This window comes from Cyclobacterium sediminis, from assembly GCF_054781075.1.
The window spans coordinates 176,940-191,881 of the sequence record NZ_BAAGVC010000043.1; the positions used below are offsets into that span (position 1 = coordinate 176,940).

Annotated in this window: 12 protein-coding genes; 10 read left to right on the plus strand and 2 right to left on the minus strand. The window is 39.2% G+C overall.

Translation table 11 applies throughout. The annotated features are described in order from the left end of the window. Positions 1-126 precede the first annotated feature (126 nt). Together ACYVHJ_RS21360 and ACYVHJ_RS21365 are read left to right on the plus strand one after the other, a co-directional pair. Positions 127-3,240, plus strand: a complete 3,114-nt coding sequence (locus tag ACYVHJ_RS21360; protein WP_460519060.1) for a glycosyl hydrolase family 2 protein — start codon at positions 127-129, stop codon at positions 3,238-3,240. A gap of 35 nt (positions 3,241-3,275) precedes the next feature. Next, a complete protein-coding gene (locus ACYVHJ_RS21365; protein WP_460519063.1) occupies positions 3,276-4,880 on the plus strand; it encodes a sialate O-acetylesterase in 1,605 nt (534 codons plus the stop codon). Between the two features lie 22 nt (positions 4,881-4,902). Here the strand turns inward: ACYVHJ_RS21365 and ACYVHJ_RS21370 are convergent, their stop codons facing one another. Both ACYVHJ_RS21370 and ACYVHJ_RS21375 read right to left on the minus strand, forming a co-directional pair. Next, positions 4,903-7,251, minus strand: a complete 2,349-nt coding sequence (locus tag ACYVHJ_RS21370) for an alpha-L-fucosidase (protein WP_460519067.1) — start codon at positions 7,249-7,251, stop codon at positions 4,903-4,905. 440 nt (positions 7,252-7,691) lie between these two features. Beyond that, complete coding sequence (locus tag ACYVHJ_RS21375) at positions 7,692-8,660, minus strand: YihY/virulence factor BrkB family protein (protein ID WP_460519070.1); 969 nt, start codon at positions 8,658-8,660, stop codon at positions 7,692-7,694. A 1,097-nt stretch (positions 8,661-9,757) separates the two neighbouring features. Between ACYVHJ_RS21375 and ACYVHJ_RS21380 the strand changes: the two genes are divergently transcribed. The 8 genes from ACYVHJ_RS21380 (at position 9,758) to ACYVHJ_RS21415 (ending at position 14,940) form a co-directional block, all read left to right on the plus strand. Further along, positions 9,758-11,089, plus strand: a complete 1,332-nt coding sequence (locus ACYVHJ_RS21380; protein WP_460519073.1) for a site-specific integrase — start codon at positions 9,758-9,760, stop codon at positions 11,087-11,089. A 1-nt stretch (position 11,090) separates the two neighbouring features. Further along, the gene (locus tag ACYVHJ_RS21385) at positions 11,091-11,915 is read left to right on the plus strand and encodes a hypothetical protein (RefSeq protein ID WP_460519076.1); all 825 of its coding nucleotides are present in this window, start codon (positions 11,091-11,093) and stop codon (positions 11,913-11,915) included. A 78-nt stretch (positions 11,916-11,993) separates the two neighbouring features. Further along, positions 11,994-12,272: a helix-turn-helix domain-containing protein gene (locus ACYVHJ_RS21390; protein ID WP_460519079.1), complete on the plus strand. Its 279-nt coding sequence runs from the start codon at positions 11,994-11,996 to the stop codon at positions 12,270-12,272. A gap of 4 nt (positions 12,273-12,276) precedes the next feature. Further along, positions 12,277-12,453, plus strand: a complete 177-nt coding sequence (locus ACYVHJ_RS21395) for a hypothetical protein (RefSeq protein ID WP_339711224.1) — start codon at positions 12,277-12,279, stop codon at positions 12,451-12,453. Further along, positions 12,444-12,866 carry a hypothetical protein gene (locus tag ACYVHJ_RS21400; RefSeq protein WP_460519083.1) on the plus strand — a complete coding sequence of 141 codons (423 nt, stop codon included), beginning with the start codon at positions 12,444-12,446 and terminating at the stop codon, positions 12,864-12,866. The genes ACYVHJ_RS21395 and ACYVHJ_RS21400 overlap by 10 nt, the downstream gene beginning before the upstream one ends. Positions 12,867-12,879: 13 nt before the next feature. Further along, positions 12,880-13,767, plus strand: a complete 888-nt coding sequence (locus ACYVHJ_RS21405; RefSeq protein ID WP_460519086.1) for a hypothetical protein — start codon at positions 12,880-12,882, stop codon at positions 13,765-13,767. Positions 13,768-14,150: 383 nt separating this feature from the next. After that, the gene (locus ACYVHJ_RS21410) at positions 14,151-14,720 is read left to right on the plus strand and encodes a restriction endonuclease subunit S domain-containing protein (RefSeq protein WP_339711233.1); all 570 of its coding nucleotides are present in this window, start codon (positions 14,151-14,153) and stop codon (positions 14,718-14,720) included. After that, positions 14,713-14,940 (plus strand): DUF2188 domain-containing protein, encoded by a 228-nt coding sequence (locus tag ACYVHJ_RS21415; protein ID WP_339711236.1) that lies wholly within the window; start codon positions 14,713-14,715, stop codon positions 14,938-14,940. Before ACYVHJ_RS21410 ends, ACYVHJ_RS21415 begins: the two co-directional genes overlap by 8 nt. The last annotated feature ends 2 nt before the right edge of the window (positions 14,941-14,942 follow it).

Sequence of the window (14,942 nt, forward strand, 5' to 3'; positions counted from 1 at the left end):
CTTTAATCGTTTAAATAAACACGAATAACCATGAAATTTAGTACAAACCTCTTTTGTTTAATTGTTGGATTTTGTTTCACATGGCCTCTTCTGATCCAGGCCCAGGAAAGCACAATCTATAAAGAAATGCGACAAAATTTTCAGGATCCACCCAGTACAGCCAAGCCTACGGTTTATCATTGGTGGTTAGGGGGGCATGTGGACACTGTCAGGTTAAAAGAGGAAATACGGTCATTCGATGAAGCAGGGATTGCAGGATTTACCATTTTTGAAATAGGGTCAAGAGATACCGTGCTTGTAGGTACTGGTCCTGAATTCCTGGGTGAGGAATCACTGAAGACGATAAAAGTTGCGGTGAAAGAAGCGGGTAAATACGGGATGGAAGTTGGGCTGAATACAGCAAGTAGCTGGAATGCAGGTGGAAATTGGCTAACGCCAAAGCATGCTGCAAAATCCATTTACCAATGCAAGGTGACAGTTACCGGAGGAGCAAAGAAAAAAGTTAATTTGCCTTTTCCGGAGATTCCCGAAAAAGATCCCCGGGGGAGGAGGCGAATTATTTCTTATGGCAAAGATGGGAAGCCGGTTTATTCCCAAGAGATAGCCGTTTTGGCCATCCCTATGTTTGAAGGAAATGCGGAGATGGACACCAGTCGGATACATGATGTTTCTCAATATTTTGATGCAAAAAAAGAGGTGTTGAATTGGAAAGTACCGGTGGGAGAATGGAAAATTGTCAGGTATGTGAGTTCCAATTCCGGAGAAAACTTAGTGTTACCCAGCAAGTATTCTGCAGGTCCGATAGTAGATCATTTTGATGCGGAAGCTACCGCCTTTCACTTTAATTATATTATAGGTCGATTGGAGTCGGCTTTGGGAGACTTGCGAAAAACAGCCCTTAAAAATCTATACATGGCCAGTTATGAGGCCAGGGGCTTCAATTGGACACCGACTTTACCCCGGGAATTTCAGGAGCTAAATGGGTATGATATAAAGAAATTTCTTCCAATACTTTTTGATGAAATCAAGCTTTCTGAGGAGGCAACTTCTGCTTTCAGGGCCGGCTTTCAAAGGACTTTGTCTGAGTTGATGATTAAGAACTTTTACATGAAGTCCAAGGAGATTTGCAATGCGCATGGATTGAAAAACAATAGTGAAGCAGGAGGCCCAGGCTATCCTTTACATAATGTTCCGGTGGAACCATTAAAGGCTTTGGGTAAAGGGCTAGACATCCCTAGAGGGGAGTTTTGGATCAATCATCATAACTTTAGTGAGCTGGGAGTGGATGTGTTACGTGTGGTGAAAGAGGTGTCTTCTGCCTCCAACATGTATGGGTTAGGGATCGTGGAGATGGAGGCCTTTACCACTTTTCAACAATGGCAGGAAGGGCCTTTTGAAATGAAGCCTATGGGAGACAGGGCTTTTGCTGAAGGTATGAACAGGGTGGTTGTCCATGGATCTACTCATAACCCTGAAGGTACAGGGAACCCGGGGATTGTTTACCACGCAGGCACCCACTATAATGACAAAAGGGTTTGGTGGAAGAAAATTCGACCTTTTAATGAATACTTGGCTCGGATATCATATGTCCTTCAAGAGGCTGACTTTAAAGCGGATGTTTTGTATTATTATGGAGATACTATCCCTAATTACGGAGGACACAAACGCAGTCGCTTCAATCCGGGAGAAGGATATGATTATGAGTTAGTGAATACCGAAGTGCTTCTTGGTCTTGAAGTGAGAAACGGAAAAATTTTCAATCCTCGAAATGAAGCGGAATTTAGTCTATTGGCCTTGACTGAGGAATATGAAATCAATCCAAAAGTCTTAACAAAACTTGAACAAATGGTTAAGGATGGAGCCATTATTACGGGACCTCAACCCATTCGAATAGCTCCCGAAAGAAATATGAAGGGGCTACCGGACATGAATGGCTGGCTGGAAAGGTTATGGAAGCCATTCAATAAAGCAACATTCAAACCAGGGGACAGGTCTATTTATTATAATGCTTCCATTGAAGAGCTACTTAATGCATTGAATGTATACCCTGACTTTGATTATAAGGACAAAGGCTTTTATACCTTGGATTACACCATTTATCAAATGGGAGGAATGGATTTCTATTTTCTGGTAAATACCACGGATACTTGGATGTCCAGAAACTTAAAATTTAGACAGCATGACAAAATTCCTGCTTTATGGAATCCTGAAAATGGCAAAATAACCCGCATTCCCGTTTATGAAGAATCAGAAAAAGGTACCACCTTGCCTTTGACGCTTGCTCCACACGAAAGTGTATTTGTGGTTTTTCAAAGGGGGAGTAATCCTGAGCACTATACAAAAGTAAACCATAATGGCATCCACCCACCTCAGCTTCGCTACACTGAAAATGGTATTGAGTTTTGGGAGGAGGGTGATTTCGGCCTGATCCAAGATGAAAATTTATTGGAACTATCCACCAGACTTCATAAGGAAGAGCTTGATGGGGCTTGGGAGGTTTACTTCCCGGAAGGCTTTGGTGCTCCTGAAAAAGCAATTTTTCCGGAGTTAAAATCTTGGACAGAGTCAGCAATTGAAGGTGTCAAATACTTCTCCGGTACAGCACGTTATGAAAAGCAATTTATTCATAAAATGCTTGCTTCCGATTTCCCTAAGTCTAGGATTTACCTTGATTTAGGAGATCTTTCCCATGTCGCCGAGGTGTGGTTAAATGATAAGCCCTTGGGAATTACTTGGGCAAAGCCCTATCGGTTTGATGTGACAGAAGCAATTAAACCCGGGATTAATCAATTAAAAATTGAAGTAGCCAATACCTGGTCCAATAGGTTGACAGGGGATGCGTTGACAGGGGAGCAGTTTACAAAAACACACGTAGCTGCGACAGTGATAAAAGGTATTCCCAAATTAAGAGTGCCATGGGAAAATGCTCCTTTGATTCCTTCCGGAATTTTTGGTCCGGTTACTATAACTACCGTATTGCCAGTGGCTCCACCTAGGGGAATTAGTGTGGCCAAGATTTTTTCAGACCACATGGTATTGCAACGCGGCCAGCCCATTCCGGTTTGGGGAGCGGGAAGTCCCGGTGAAGAGGTAAGTGTCCTATTAGGAAAGGAGAAGGTAAAAACACTTGTGGATCAAAGTGGAGCGTGGAAGGTTAATTTGTCTCCTATGACAGCTGGTGGACCTTTTACGCTTTCAGTAAATAGCTCAAAAAAAAACTTCAATTCACTGATGTTCTAATAGGAGATGTTTGGTTTGCTTCCGGCCAATCCAATATGGAGCACGCCGTTAAAGGGTGGGAGTGGATTCCCCAATCTTCCATAATGGATGCTGAAAAGGTATTGGAAGAGGCAGATGTGCCTAACATACGTTTGTTTGACGTTCCGGTGTTTCCTTCTCCGGTACCTTTGGAGGATCTTCCTGAAGGTAAATGGGAAAGGGCCAATGCAAATACTTTGGCAGGGTTTTCAGCCTCTGCATGGTTTTTTGCTAAGCGACTATACCAGGAACTGGGCATACCTATCGGAATCATCCATAGTTCTTGGGTAGGAACCTCTATCCGTACCTGGACAAACCAATCAAGTCTAAGGGATTTCAAGGATTCCTTGAACTTGGTCCCGATACCTCCTGATTATAAAGAAGAAAAGTGGAAAGAAAAAGTTGCGGCGAGTATCGATAACCACAAGCTTAGGCGAAATACCATAAGTTACCCAAATGTGGAGGTCAGGACTCGCGTTTTATCGGGGAAAGCGCCAGTTCTTAGTTGGGAAAAAGTAAGCATGCCTGATGATAACTTGAAGCTTGACCATGTTACCTGGTTTCAAAAAGAAGTTTCTCTGGATACATCTTCTTTAATTGGTGATTTGAGTTTGCATTTGGGGTTTCTTAACCGGCAAAGCCATGTCTATTGGAACGGCCGGTCTCTTGGTTATTTTCAGTATCCCTCTCCTGTAAAAGCTTTGGTGCCGGATAGTCTGGTGAATGATGGAAAGAATACAATCTCTATTCGTTTGGCAAGCCCATGGGGAAATGGGGCCATTTATAATGCGAAACAATCATTTTCGCTTACCAATGAACAGGGAGACCTAGTCTTGTCCTTGGCTGGAACCTGGAATGTTCTTGAGCATGCTGAGGAAATTCCTGAAGCTTTGCCTTCTTATTTTAATTTGCCCGGCTATCTTTTTAATGGGATGGTGGCACCTGTAATACCTTATGGAATAAAAGGTTTTATTTGGGATCAAGGGGGAGCAGATGCAGGCAGGCCGGTGCTTTATAAGGCCATGTTTAAGCGTTTGATTAGTGACTGGAGGGATCTATGGCACAACAATAAACTGCCTTTTTTGTTTGTTCAAAACACCGGAACTTATGCCAATCACCATTTTAAAGAAAGAACTTTCTCCAGAAGTTATCTTAGAAAAGCTCAGGAGCAAGCACTTGATTTAGTGAAAACCGGGATGGTTGTCTCTGTGGATATCGGAGACCCTTTTGATGTTCATCCAAAAAACAAACAGGATTTCGGAAATCGGCTCGCGCTTCAGGCCTTGAGAAAAGTATATGGAAAAGAGGTCGTGGCCGATGGTCCCTTCTTCAAAAGTTATGAGATTAAAGGGAGGGAATTGGTAATTCAGGTAAAAGACCAAAGCCAACAATTGGTTTTAAAAATAAATGCTACAGAATCAGGTTTTGAAGTTTCGGACGCAACAGGGAAATTTTATCCTGTAGAAGTAAGCTTAGCGGACAATAAAATTCACCTCCAAATCCCCGAAAATGTACAAGCCAAGTCCTTAAGGTATGCCTGGGGGGATTATTCTGCCAATAGTATATTTAATCAAGAAGGCCTGCCCATGGCTCCATTTAAAGTTGCCCTATTAGAAGATTAATGTTTTAGATTAGTTGCTTTACTTAATCTGCTCGATACACTGTAAATGATTTCAATTCCATTTTACTATCATCTCCTGTCAAAGAAAGTCGAAGTTTATCCGTTTTTACGGGATCAAAATAGTGGATGCGCTTTCTGCCAATGGTTTGGCCTTCCGCTACAGTTTGCCACTTATCACCTTTAAAACTTTCAAGGGTATATTGCTTGATGTGTTGTCCATTGGCAATGTTTTCTTCCAAAACCATTAGGTTGGGTGTTTGGTTTTTAGGAATTGTTAGCGTAAAAGAAGTCTTTCCTATATTTCCCGACTGCTTGTAATCAGCCACTTGATGGGAGAAAGTTTGGGCAATGGCTTCTCCAAATTCTTCCAGTCGCAATACTTCAGCAGCTGGAATCAGACCGCTGGTGTCAGGAGTCATGTTGACTAGGAGGTTGGCTCCGCGACCGATTGATTCGGAATACACATTCATCATAAAAGGAAGGTCACGTAAGGTTTTATCTGAATCCGGTTGCCAAAACCAAGTTGATCGGGTATGGAGGTTGGCTTCAGCAGGAATCCATCCCGAACTTTGTGGGCCTACCCATTTATCAAAACCTTCTCCCGGCTGCACCACATTGTTTAAAGGATAAGCCGCCCATCCTTGTTCACTTCCCGACCAGCGAACATCTGGTTTGGTTCCTCCCATGACAATGGCTTCGGGTTGCAAAAGCCGCACCATGTTGTGGATAGCATCGCCATAAGCTGTGCCCAAGGCTTGATTGGTTTCAGGATCCATGACATCCCAGCCGAAGGGATCATAGGCACCATCAAACCAAAGGTAGGAGATCTCTCCATAGTTGGTCAGCAACTCTCTGAGCTGCTCCAGAAAAACAGGGAAATACCTATGAATGTCTCCTACAATTTTGCGTTCCCCTTGTGGATCGGGTGTGCTGGTACAGCCAAAATGCTTGTCTCCACCTGACACATAGAGACCAATTTCAAGGCCATACTTTCTACATGCAGCTACAAATTCCTTGACCACATCGCCATTGCCATTTTTCCACTTAGCATTTTTAACAGAGTATTTCGTAGTTTTTGTAGGCCAAAGACAGAAGCCATTGTGATGCTTGGCTGTTAAAACGATGTGTTTTGCCCCAAATGATTTGGCTGTTTTAACCCACTGTTCAGCGTCCAGTTTAGTGGGGTTAAAAATTTCAGCTGCAGGCACGCTCATCATGTCAGATCCTATATAGGTGGCAGGACCAAAGTGAATAAAGGCTCCCAACTGCCTTTCTTGGTAAGCCAATTGACTTTCTGTGGGGCGAGTTCGTAATGGCTCAGTAGAAAAAATGGCTGTTCCGCCACCTTCTGTGCCTGCTTCCAATACAGGTAGCCAGTCTCCTTGGTGTTTTGGTGCTACATCGGATTGCCCTTCAGCTTTAAAGAAATGCTCAAACAATTCCCTGGGTGTTCCATCGTAAGTAGCGCGCTGTAAATCCCCTGCTGTAGTTTGATCACTTCCTGTGAAATAAAGGATGGTTTTACCTTGAAAATAGCAGAGTTCCACATCAGAAGCATTGTTCTCAGAGATGTCAGAATCAATCAAAGGAATGTTTTTATGTTCCGGATTAAAAGTAACAAAAGGTCTGTCTTCGGGTGCATCTTCCCAATTGACAAGGTCTTTAGAACGGGTGATTCTGGTTTCATAACCCGGCTGAAGAGATTCTAGGTAGAGTGTGTAGTACCAACCCCCTTCATAATAAAGGGCTGGTCCGCCAACATATTTGTCCACTCCGTAAATAGCTTCCGGGATTTCTTCCCAAGTCTTCAAATCCGAAGAACTCATGTACCTAAAGGTAAAAGGTTTCCACTGTTGGTCACTGGTTTCATACAGCAGTACAAAACCATCTTTTCCCTTTGTAACAGCAGTATTAAAAAAATACTCATTGTCATTTGCACGAAGGACAGTCTTTGGTTTACTCCAATTGACAAGATCTTCAGAGCTAGTCATTGTGATTTCCGTCATTTTTCGCCAGGGTTTTCCTTCCCCATAATCCCCGGCAAAAACATATACCCTGCCTTCCCATATTAAAACTGTTCCAAAGCCATGGTTTTTCAGAGGAGTGGAAATTATTTGATCTGTTTCTAGGTCTCTAATACGGATTTCGTCCTCATGAAAATAGTCGCCCGGTTTTGCTCCCGGAATATCCCAAAACCGTTGGTTATTTTCCAGAAGGTATAACTTCTTTTGAAACACAAACGGCGAGGTTTCCACGAGGGGTGAACCCAGCCGTTCTTCTTTCTGGATTGGGTTTTTCCATGGCTCTTGCGCCATTAAGTGTTGGGTTATAAAAAGTAGGGCAATACAGGCAATGCTTCTCAGATACTTCATGGTATAAGTTATACAGCTTTGGGTCATTTGTGACTATCAGGTAAATATATAAAAAGTGGGTGGGTTTTATGATTTTGAGCAATTGTTAACTTATAGGATAGATTGCACGCAGAGCCGCAGAGTCGCGAAGAAAAAGAGAACTCAGTAAAGGTTTTGTCAATTTAAAAGGAAGTATCCTTTATAGCTTTGCGTCTTAGCGCCTTAGCGAGAACAATAACTTACAAAAGGACTTTAAAAACTGCACGCAGAGCCGCAAAGCAAGGTTTTTGATTTTTTTCAGTAAAATTAGGCGTAAATAAAGGAGTTCTAGGAACAGATTAAGTAGAGATTAATAAAAAAGGAATAACTATAACCTTTGCGTCTTGGTGCCTTAGGGAGGAACAATAACCTAACAAGAATTGTAAATATTTTGTGAAAATTTCTTTCAGCTAACCTTTCTTTTAAAGCACTTCCTTATCCTCTTTTTCCCTTTTGCTTAGTTTATCTTTCTTCTGTTCAAAATCAGAAGTTCTAACGGCATGGCTGGAGGGTTCTAATTGATAGCCGTATTTTCTTCCATATACTTGGGTGAATTCAGCGCCAAAGAAAAGAATAAGGCAGGAATAGGAAATCCACAGCAGAAAAAGAATAATTGCTCCTGCAGCACCAAATGTTGCGCCCGGATTTGACTCACTTAAATAAAATGCAATAAGTGCTTTTCCTATCGTAAATAGTACTGATGTGAGAATAGCACCTGTCCATACCATTCGCCATTTAATATTTACATCTGGTAAAACTTTAAATATTGCTGCAAAAAGCAGTGCAATGATGACTATTGAAAGAACAATATTGGCTAAATAAGCCACGATAAAAAGACTTTCACCAAAATTACGTGTCAACCAACCACCTATTGAAGAGATTGTAGTACTCAATACCAATGAAATGAGCAGTAAAAAGCCTATCACTATAATAATCCCAAGTGAGGTAGCCCTGTCTTTCAAAAGGGTTTTTATACCAGCCTTTTCACTCTTTTTTACCTCCCAAATAGAATTTAAAGATTTCTGTAATTGAACAAAAAGCCCCGTGGCACCAAAAAGCATGGTGCCAAGCCCTACGATGCTCATAAGGACGGATTGATCGGCTATATTCGCATTGACTAAAATTTCCGCGATACTTTCTGCAGATTCGGCGCCTATCATACTTGTCAATCCTGAAGTGATTTCTGCGACAGTATCTGTCCTGTCCATAAAAACTCCAATTATGGATACTATAATAAGTAACAGCCCCGGTAACGAAAAAACTGCATAGTAGGCTACTGATGCTGCATTACCAAAAGCGTCATCATCCGACCATTCTTTATAAGTGGCCTTCAATAAAGACCAAGTGTCCTTTAACCTGTACTTCTGTTCTTTAGAACCCTGTGACATCATGCGAGAATTATTTTAAGTTTCTGGATTCAATTTTATTTAGAATCGTCAGTGCGAGATTAATAATCTTTTCCAATACCATGCCAAAAACAAACCCGAGTATAGGTTCCGAATGTGCGAAGATTTAAAATTCAGCAAAAAATGCTTGGGATAACTCGGGGGAGATCTAATTAATTTAGATCTAGGTATGGCCTTGAAAGTTTTTTGAATGAGCTTGAAAAAATACTAACTTAAAGGTAAACATTAAAAATTGCATGCAGAGTTGCCAAGAGGGGGGTAAAAACAACCTTTGCGCCTTTGCGAGGATATGAGGTTAAATAAACTTTAGGAATTGCACGCAGAGCCGCGGAGTCGCTAAGATGAGGATTCAAAAACTTTGCGCCTCAGCGTCTTAGCGAGATTTATTAATAAAATAGTGGCGAAAAATTGCACGCGGAGTGCCACAAAGTCGCCAAGAGGGGTGTAAAAACAACCTTTGCGCCTTTGCGAGGATATGGGGTTAAATAAACATTAAAAATTGCGCGCAGAGTCGCTAAGAAGGGTGTTTAAAATCTTAGCGCCTTAGCGAGGATTTATAATTAAATAAACTTTAGGAATTGCACGCAGAGCCGCGGAGTCGCTAAGATGAGGGTTCAAAAACTTTGCGCCTCAGCGTCTTAGCGAGATTTATTAATAAAATAGTGGCGAAAAATTGCACGCAGAGCCGCAGAGTCGCCAAGAGGGGTTTAAAAACAACCTTTGCGCCTTAGCGTCTTTGCGAGGATATATTGTTGCAAATCCAATAAACAATAAAAATTGCACGCAGAGCCGCCAAGAGGGTTTTTTTAAATCTTTTAGCGTCTTAGTGAGGACATATATAATTGTCCCCAAAAAAGAAAACCCCAAATACGTGACGTATAAGGGGTTTCTAGTAGCGGGAACAGGGCTACATACCTATAAATCGTATTTTATCTTATTTCACCAATTCAACCCTTTGAAAGCCTTTCGAAGGGTTAAAACAGGTTGAACAAATTTAACTACATTAAGAAAAAGTGTCCCCCAAAGTGTCCCCCATTTTAGAAAATCATTATATTTGGTCATCCAATCAAAAGATAGTATTTATGGCTAAATTCAATTTTTATCTTCGGGATCCATCCAAAGATGGAGAAACTCCAATTATCCTGTTTATTAGTTTTAATTCTAAACGACTAAAATACTCAACAGAGAAAAGTATCCACCCAAAGTTCTGGAATGAGAAAGAACAGGTTGCCAGAAATATGAAAGGTTTTGCTAAAGCAAAAATCTTTAATAGCACTTTGTCTCACATTAAAACTACAGCTGAAAAGGCACTTGAATTATTAGAGAACCAACTTAAACGGTTTCCAACAACATTTGAACTTAAAGAGCAAATTGATTTAGAGCTTAGTCGTAATGTGGAGGTAAGCGAGGCTGGGCAACAATATTCTTTTCTGGAATTATTTGACCGGTTCATTGAGGAGTCAATAAATGGATTAAGGTTAACAGCTTCGGGTAAACGCTTTGATAATCGTTCCATCCAGAAATATAGGACTGTTCAAAAAAGCTTGATAAAATTCAGTAAGCGGTATAATCTTTCCTTCGAGAGCATTGATAAGAACTTCTACAATAAGTACGTCGCTTATTTAAATAGGGAGGAAAAGAAAGTAGTAAATGGAAAAGAAGTAATTACAAAGCGGAGTTTTTCATTAAACAATGTAGGGAAATACATACAGGTTATTAAAACATTTTTGACTTATGCCACTGAAAATGGCTACAATACCAATATGTTTTTTCAGTCCAAACAGTTTAAAGCTCATAAAGTGCCTGGATTTAGTATTTACCTGAATGAAGAGGAAGTAAGACAACTTTATGAATTAGACCTTAGCAAAACGCAACACTTAGAAAGAGTTCGAGATTTATTTATTGTAGGGTGTTGGACAGGGCTTAGGTTTTCAGATTTTACCACGATCAAACCTGAAAATATTGAAGAGGATTTTTTGAAAATTACAACTTTCAAAACTGGAGAAAAGGTAATTATACCGATTCACTTTATGGTTCGGGAAATTATGGAAAAATACAATGGTAGGTATCCTAACAGCTTACCTCCAGCAATTAGTAATCAGAAAATGAATAGTTATCTTAAAGAAATAGCAAAGAAAGTTGAATGCTTAAGGGTTACTGTAGATGCAGAATATACTAAGGGAGGCCTAAAGGTGACCGAACAAAAGGAAAAATGGGAACTTATCACTACCCATACAGCCAGGAGGTCATTTGCTACAAATGTTTACAATAGTGGTTTTCCTGCTATTAATTTGATGAAAATAACTGGACACCGTACTGAGAAAGCTTTTTTGCTGTACATTAAGGTAACACCCGAAGAAAATGCAAAGCAACTATTAGAACATTGGAATAAACGTACCCTAATAGTAAGTTAAAATGGAAGGTTACACTTTTGAAGATTGGTTAAATGGATCTGAGGAACCAGAATTCTTTACTGGTAAACTCACTCATGAAAGTATGAAGTCCTTTTTAGATGTGAAAGATGAGATTTTGGCGGCCAAACTGAAGGCTTTTCATTTATTAGTTCAAATGAATTTAAATTGGCCAGAACCTTTCTCTCTTTATAATTATCCTCAACATTTAAATGTTGAAGAAAAGGTATTTCTTGCACAGAAAGATCTGAAAAGTAATTTAGAAATAGTCACAAATTATGGTTTGGAAAAAATATTAAGAGGGCCAAAAGGTGAAGAATTAGATTTTATAGATGGAGATTTCTATAAAATGATAATTCAAAAGAATCTAAATAATAGTTTAACTGTTCGTGAAAAGGAAACGATCAATTTTTTAGGAGAGCAGGTTGTTCATGGTAGGGGTTTGATTTTAGCAGATAATCCAACTCTTCATGCTCATATTGCTTATGCCAAAACCAAAAATCTGCAAAAATGGATTGACGAAATCTCTCTCCCCGAAGAAGAACAGAAAATTTTGAACAGTCTTCCTCAAAAACTTTGTGTTTTATATGAATTAGGTTTTCTTGATATTCTAGACGAAAGATTTAATCTCAAAAATTGTAAGGCAAGAGGGCCAGTTACTGAAAAAGCTAAATTGTTAAGTACAATTTTAGGGATTGATAAATTTAACTCGATTAGATCTGCTCTAAGTAAAATGGATTTTCTAGAATCAAAATCAGCTAAAAAAGAAGCTATAAAACTTATCGAAAGTCATGGGTTAATAGTCAGAAAATTAATCGAACCTGATTAAAATTAACAAAGTTGTGGAAACCGCAAAAAAACCGCACAAATAAGTTTGTCATTTTTGAGCAAATCAAACTCAAAAACGATGAAATTTGTTATTACAACCCCTGACGAGCTAAATAAGTTAATCTCTGAAGCAGTTGAAAATGCAGTTCTCAACATGCTACCTGTGCAATCAGAGCCACCAAAAGAAATTTTTTTAACAAGGAAAGAAGCTGCCGAAAAATTACGTATTTCTTTAGTGACGTTAAATGAATACAGTAAAAGGGGAGTGTTAAAATCCTACCTAATAGGTGGCAGGGTGCTTTACAAAGAAAGTGAATTGGAAGATTCCCTATATGAAGTACAAACTGTAAAGTACTAATGTCATGAAAGGGGTAAAAGAATTGGCGCAATATAAAGTAGCTTTATTTTGCGCCATTACTACTTACGGTATCCAATCAAAAGCAGTAACCAAATATACAGATTTTTTGCTGTACGTATTGCACTCATATCCTGAATTGTTTCTTTTACTTGGTGTGGAGGCCTTGGAGTTATGGAATTAACATGCAATGATATCCAAGGGCCATATGCTTTAGTTAAATTCAATAAGGGTAATAATTATTTTGAATTTGAAGATTTTAGGTGCTATGGTCTTGATGCAATAGATGAATTAAAGTTGCTAGACTTTTTGCCTAAGAAATTGAAATGTCAATCAAGCAAGATAAATGGGAAATATTCTTTACAAGGGGTAGGTGTTAGATCCGGTAAAAGATTGTTTTTCTCCTCATTGACACCATTGCAAATTGACCGTATATTCCTTCTTAAACAAAACCCATTTATAGATTCATCCGGGTTACGATATGAAGGTTATGTTAAATTCAGGGATGATAATGGAGATTTATTACTTTGGTTGACACCTGTTTCTAAAGATCAAAAAAAGCAGGATAAAAAGAAGGGAGGCTCATATGCTGGATGATGTTCAGGTAACTATGGGTATTATACCCCCTGATGAGGTATTAAAGGAGGTAAAGGAGCCATTTTTATGGAAAGAGATAATATTTTCTCCAAAATACAGAAAAGATAGGGTGTTAAAATATGTGGGGTCTTGGAAAAATCTAAGACTGGAAATATGTTTTGATCAGTTGAGAATGTATAATTCTTGGCACAAGTTCTATCATGGGAATAATTATGGTGATTATACTATCGAAGAAATAAAAGAAACTATACAGATTTTTGTTGAGAAGTTTGGTTCAGGTTTTCTTCAAGCTTCAATAAAAAAGATGACTATCGGCTGCAATTTGTCATGCAATGCTGAAAAGTTTTATTTCAAGTGTATTTCTTTAGGCCCCACTTCTTTTCAGGATATGAGAATGGGTAATACCCACAAGGTTTATGGGCAATATGCAAAACAAACCAATCTAAAATTCAAGCTTTATGACAAGCAGCATGAAGCCAAGATTCATGATCGAAAAAAGATTCCTCCTACTTTGAGGGTAGAGCAGGAAATGAATATGAATTATATCAGGAAGAGAAAAGGAACTCCAATTAGGGTTAATACTCCCAGTGATCTTCTTCAAAAAGGATGGCTTTCTGAAGCGATTTTCGAACTTGTAGTACAAACCGAAAGAATTGTTTTTAGCTCTGATTTACCAATAGAGCCTTCAGATTCATTGGTGGAGGCGGAAATTAAAATATTAATGGGAAATCCCAGATCTAGGGAAGTCATAAGAGCCAAGGCAACGCCTAAGACATTCAGGAAAAGGGCGAAAATATATGATGGATTTTTGAGGGAATACAAACAAGAAAACATCGGGAAGTGCCTCTCCCAAATGGTTGAAGAAAAAATGATGTTTTTGGCAGGCCAAAATACAGGGTAAAATTTACCCCAAATTTAGCAAAGCTGTCATATCTAAATTTGAGGCAGTAATTGGCGGTGATTTAGGTTTGGCATAAATGCAGGTTTTCAGTGGTTTATAACTTGTAATATAACATAAAAAGCAGGTAAAGTTTACCAATTGAAATAATTGGGATGAGGCTACAGTTAAAATTTAAGAAATTACTATTTAATGGGGTGGCTTATGAATGGAAAATGGTTGATTCAATGTCTGTTAATTATAGTTTTAAGGGACTGTTCATTTAAAAGTTAAAGAGGAGGTTACAAATTGAGGAAATTATAATATTTGCAATTTGAATAACTCTACAAAGAAATTTAATTTATTATACTTACCTTTGTTGAGGTAGAAATAACTATAGAGAATAAATGAGAGCAAAGCTCAGCGATATTGCCCAACTACAATTTGGTTTATACACCAAGCCCTCTTATGAGGGTAATGCTGTCTATTTACAGGCAAAGCACTTTGATGATTGGGGAAATCAAACAGAGCAGATAGACACTTTTATTCAGATCGACCAAAAGAATGAATCCCACCTACTTGATGACGGTGATATCATTTTGGTAGGTAAAGGAATGAGAAATTTTGCCTGGACTTATGATAAATCATTTGGTCCAGCCATTGCCTCCTCGATCTTCTTTGTTATCAAAGCAGACCGATCAAGGGTAATACCGGAGTTCCTTACCACCTTATTTAATATGCCTGAAACACAGGCATACTTTCAAACTTTGGGAGCTGGCAGCTCCATCCCTTCCATTCGGAAATCCGAATTGGAAGCCTTTATGGTGAAGCTCCCTTCATTGAAGTTGCAACGAAAGGCCATTGCCATTAAGCAACTACATTACAAAGACATGGAAATATCCAAGAAGATCATTTCCGAAAAGCAAAAAGTATATCAGGCAGTCATTAAGAATATAATCTATCAAAATCATGAGTAAGAAATCAAGACATGTAGTCCCCAACACTGAGGGAGGATGGGATTCAAAGAAATCTGGAGCAGAAAGAGCTTCCAAACATTTTGACACAAAAAAAGAAGCGGAAAAGTACAGTCGAGAACTATCCAAGAAAGAAGGTTCTGAACTATTCATTCATGGCAAAGATGGCAAAATCCAAAGAAAAGACTCACATGGAGATGACCCATTTCCACCAAAAGGCTAATG

Excerpts from the sequence above, each read along its gene's own strand:
- ACYVHJ_RS21360 (WP_460519060.1), top strand. The coding sequence starts at position 127 with ATGCGACAAAATTTTCAGGATCCACCCAGTACAGCCAAGCCTACGGTT.
- ACYVHJ_RS21365 (WP_460519063.1), top strand. The coding sequence starts at position 3,276 with ATGGAGCACGCCGTTAAAGGGTGGGAGTGGATTCCCCAATCTTCCATA.
- ACYVHJ_RS21370 (WP_460519067.1), bottom strand. The coding sequence starts at position 7,251 with ATGAAGTATCTGAGAAGCATTGCCTGTATTGCCCTACTTTTTATAACC.
- ACYVHJ_RS21375 (WP_460519070.1), bottom strand. The coding sequence starts at position 8,660 with ATGATGTCACAGGGTTCTAAAGAACAGAAGTACAGGTTAAAGGACACT.
- ACYVHJ_RS21380 (WP_460519073.1), top strand. The coding sequence starts at position 9,758 with ATGGCTAAATTCAATTTTTATCTTCGGGATCCATCCAAAGATGGAGAA.
- ACYVHJ_RS21385 (WP_460519076.1), top strand. The coding sequence starts at position 11,091 with ATGGAAGGTTACACTTTTGAAGATTGGTTAAATGGATCTGAGGAACCA.
- ACYVHJ_RS21390 (WP_460519079.1), top strand. The coding sequence starts at position 11,994 with ATGAAATTTGTTATTACAACCCCTGACGAGCTAAATAAGTTAATCTCT.
- ACYVHJ_RS21395 (WP_339711224.1), top strand. The coding sequence starts at position 12,277 with ATGAAAGGGGTAAAAGAATTGGCGCAATATAAAGTAGCTTTATTTTGC.
- ACYVHJ_RS21400 (WP_460519083.1), top strand. The coding sequence starts at position 12,444 with ATGGAATTAACATGCAATGATATCCAAGGGCCATATGCTTTAGTTAAA.
- ACYVHJ_RS21405 (WP_460519086.1), top strand. The coding sequence starts at position 12,880 with ATGGGTATTATACCCCCTGATGAGGTATTAAAGGAGGTAAAGGAGCCA.
- ACYVHJ_RS21410 (WP_339711233.1), top strand. The coding sequence starts at position 14,151 with ATGAGAGCAAAGCTCAGCGATATTGCCCAACTACAATTTGGTTTATAC.
- ACYVHJ_RS21415 (WP_339711236.1), top strand. The coding sequence starts at position 14,713 with ATGAGTAAGAAATCAAGACATGTAGTCCCCAACACTGAGGGAGGATGG.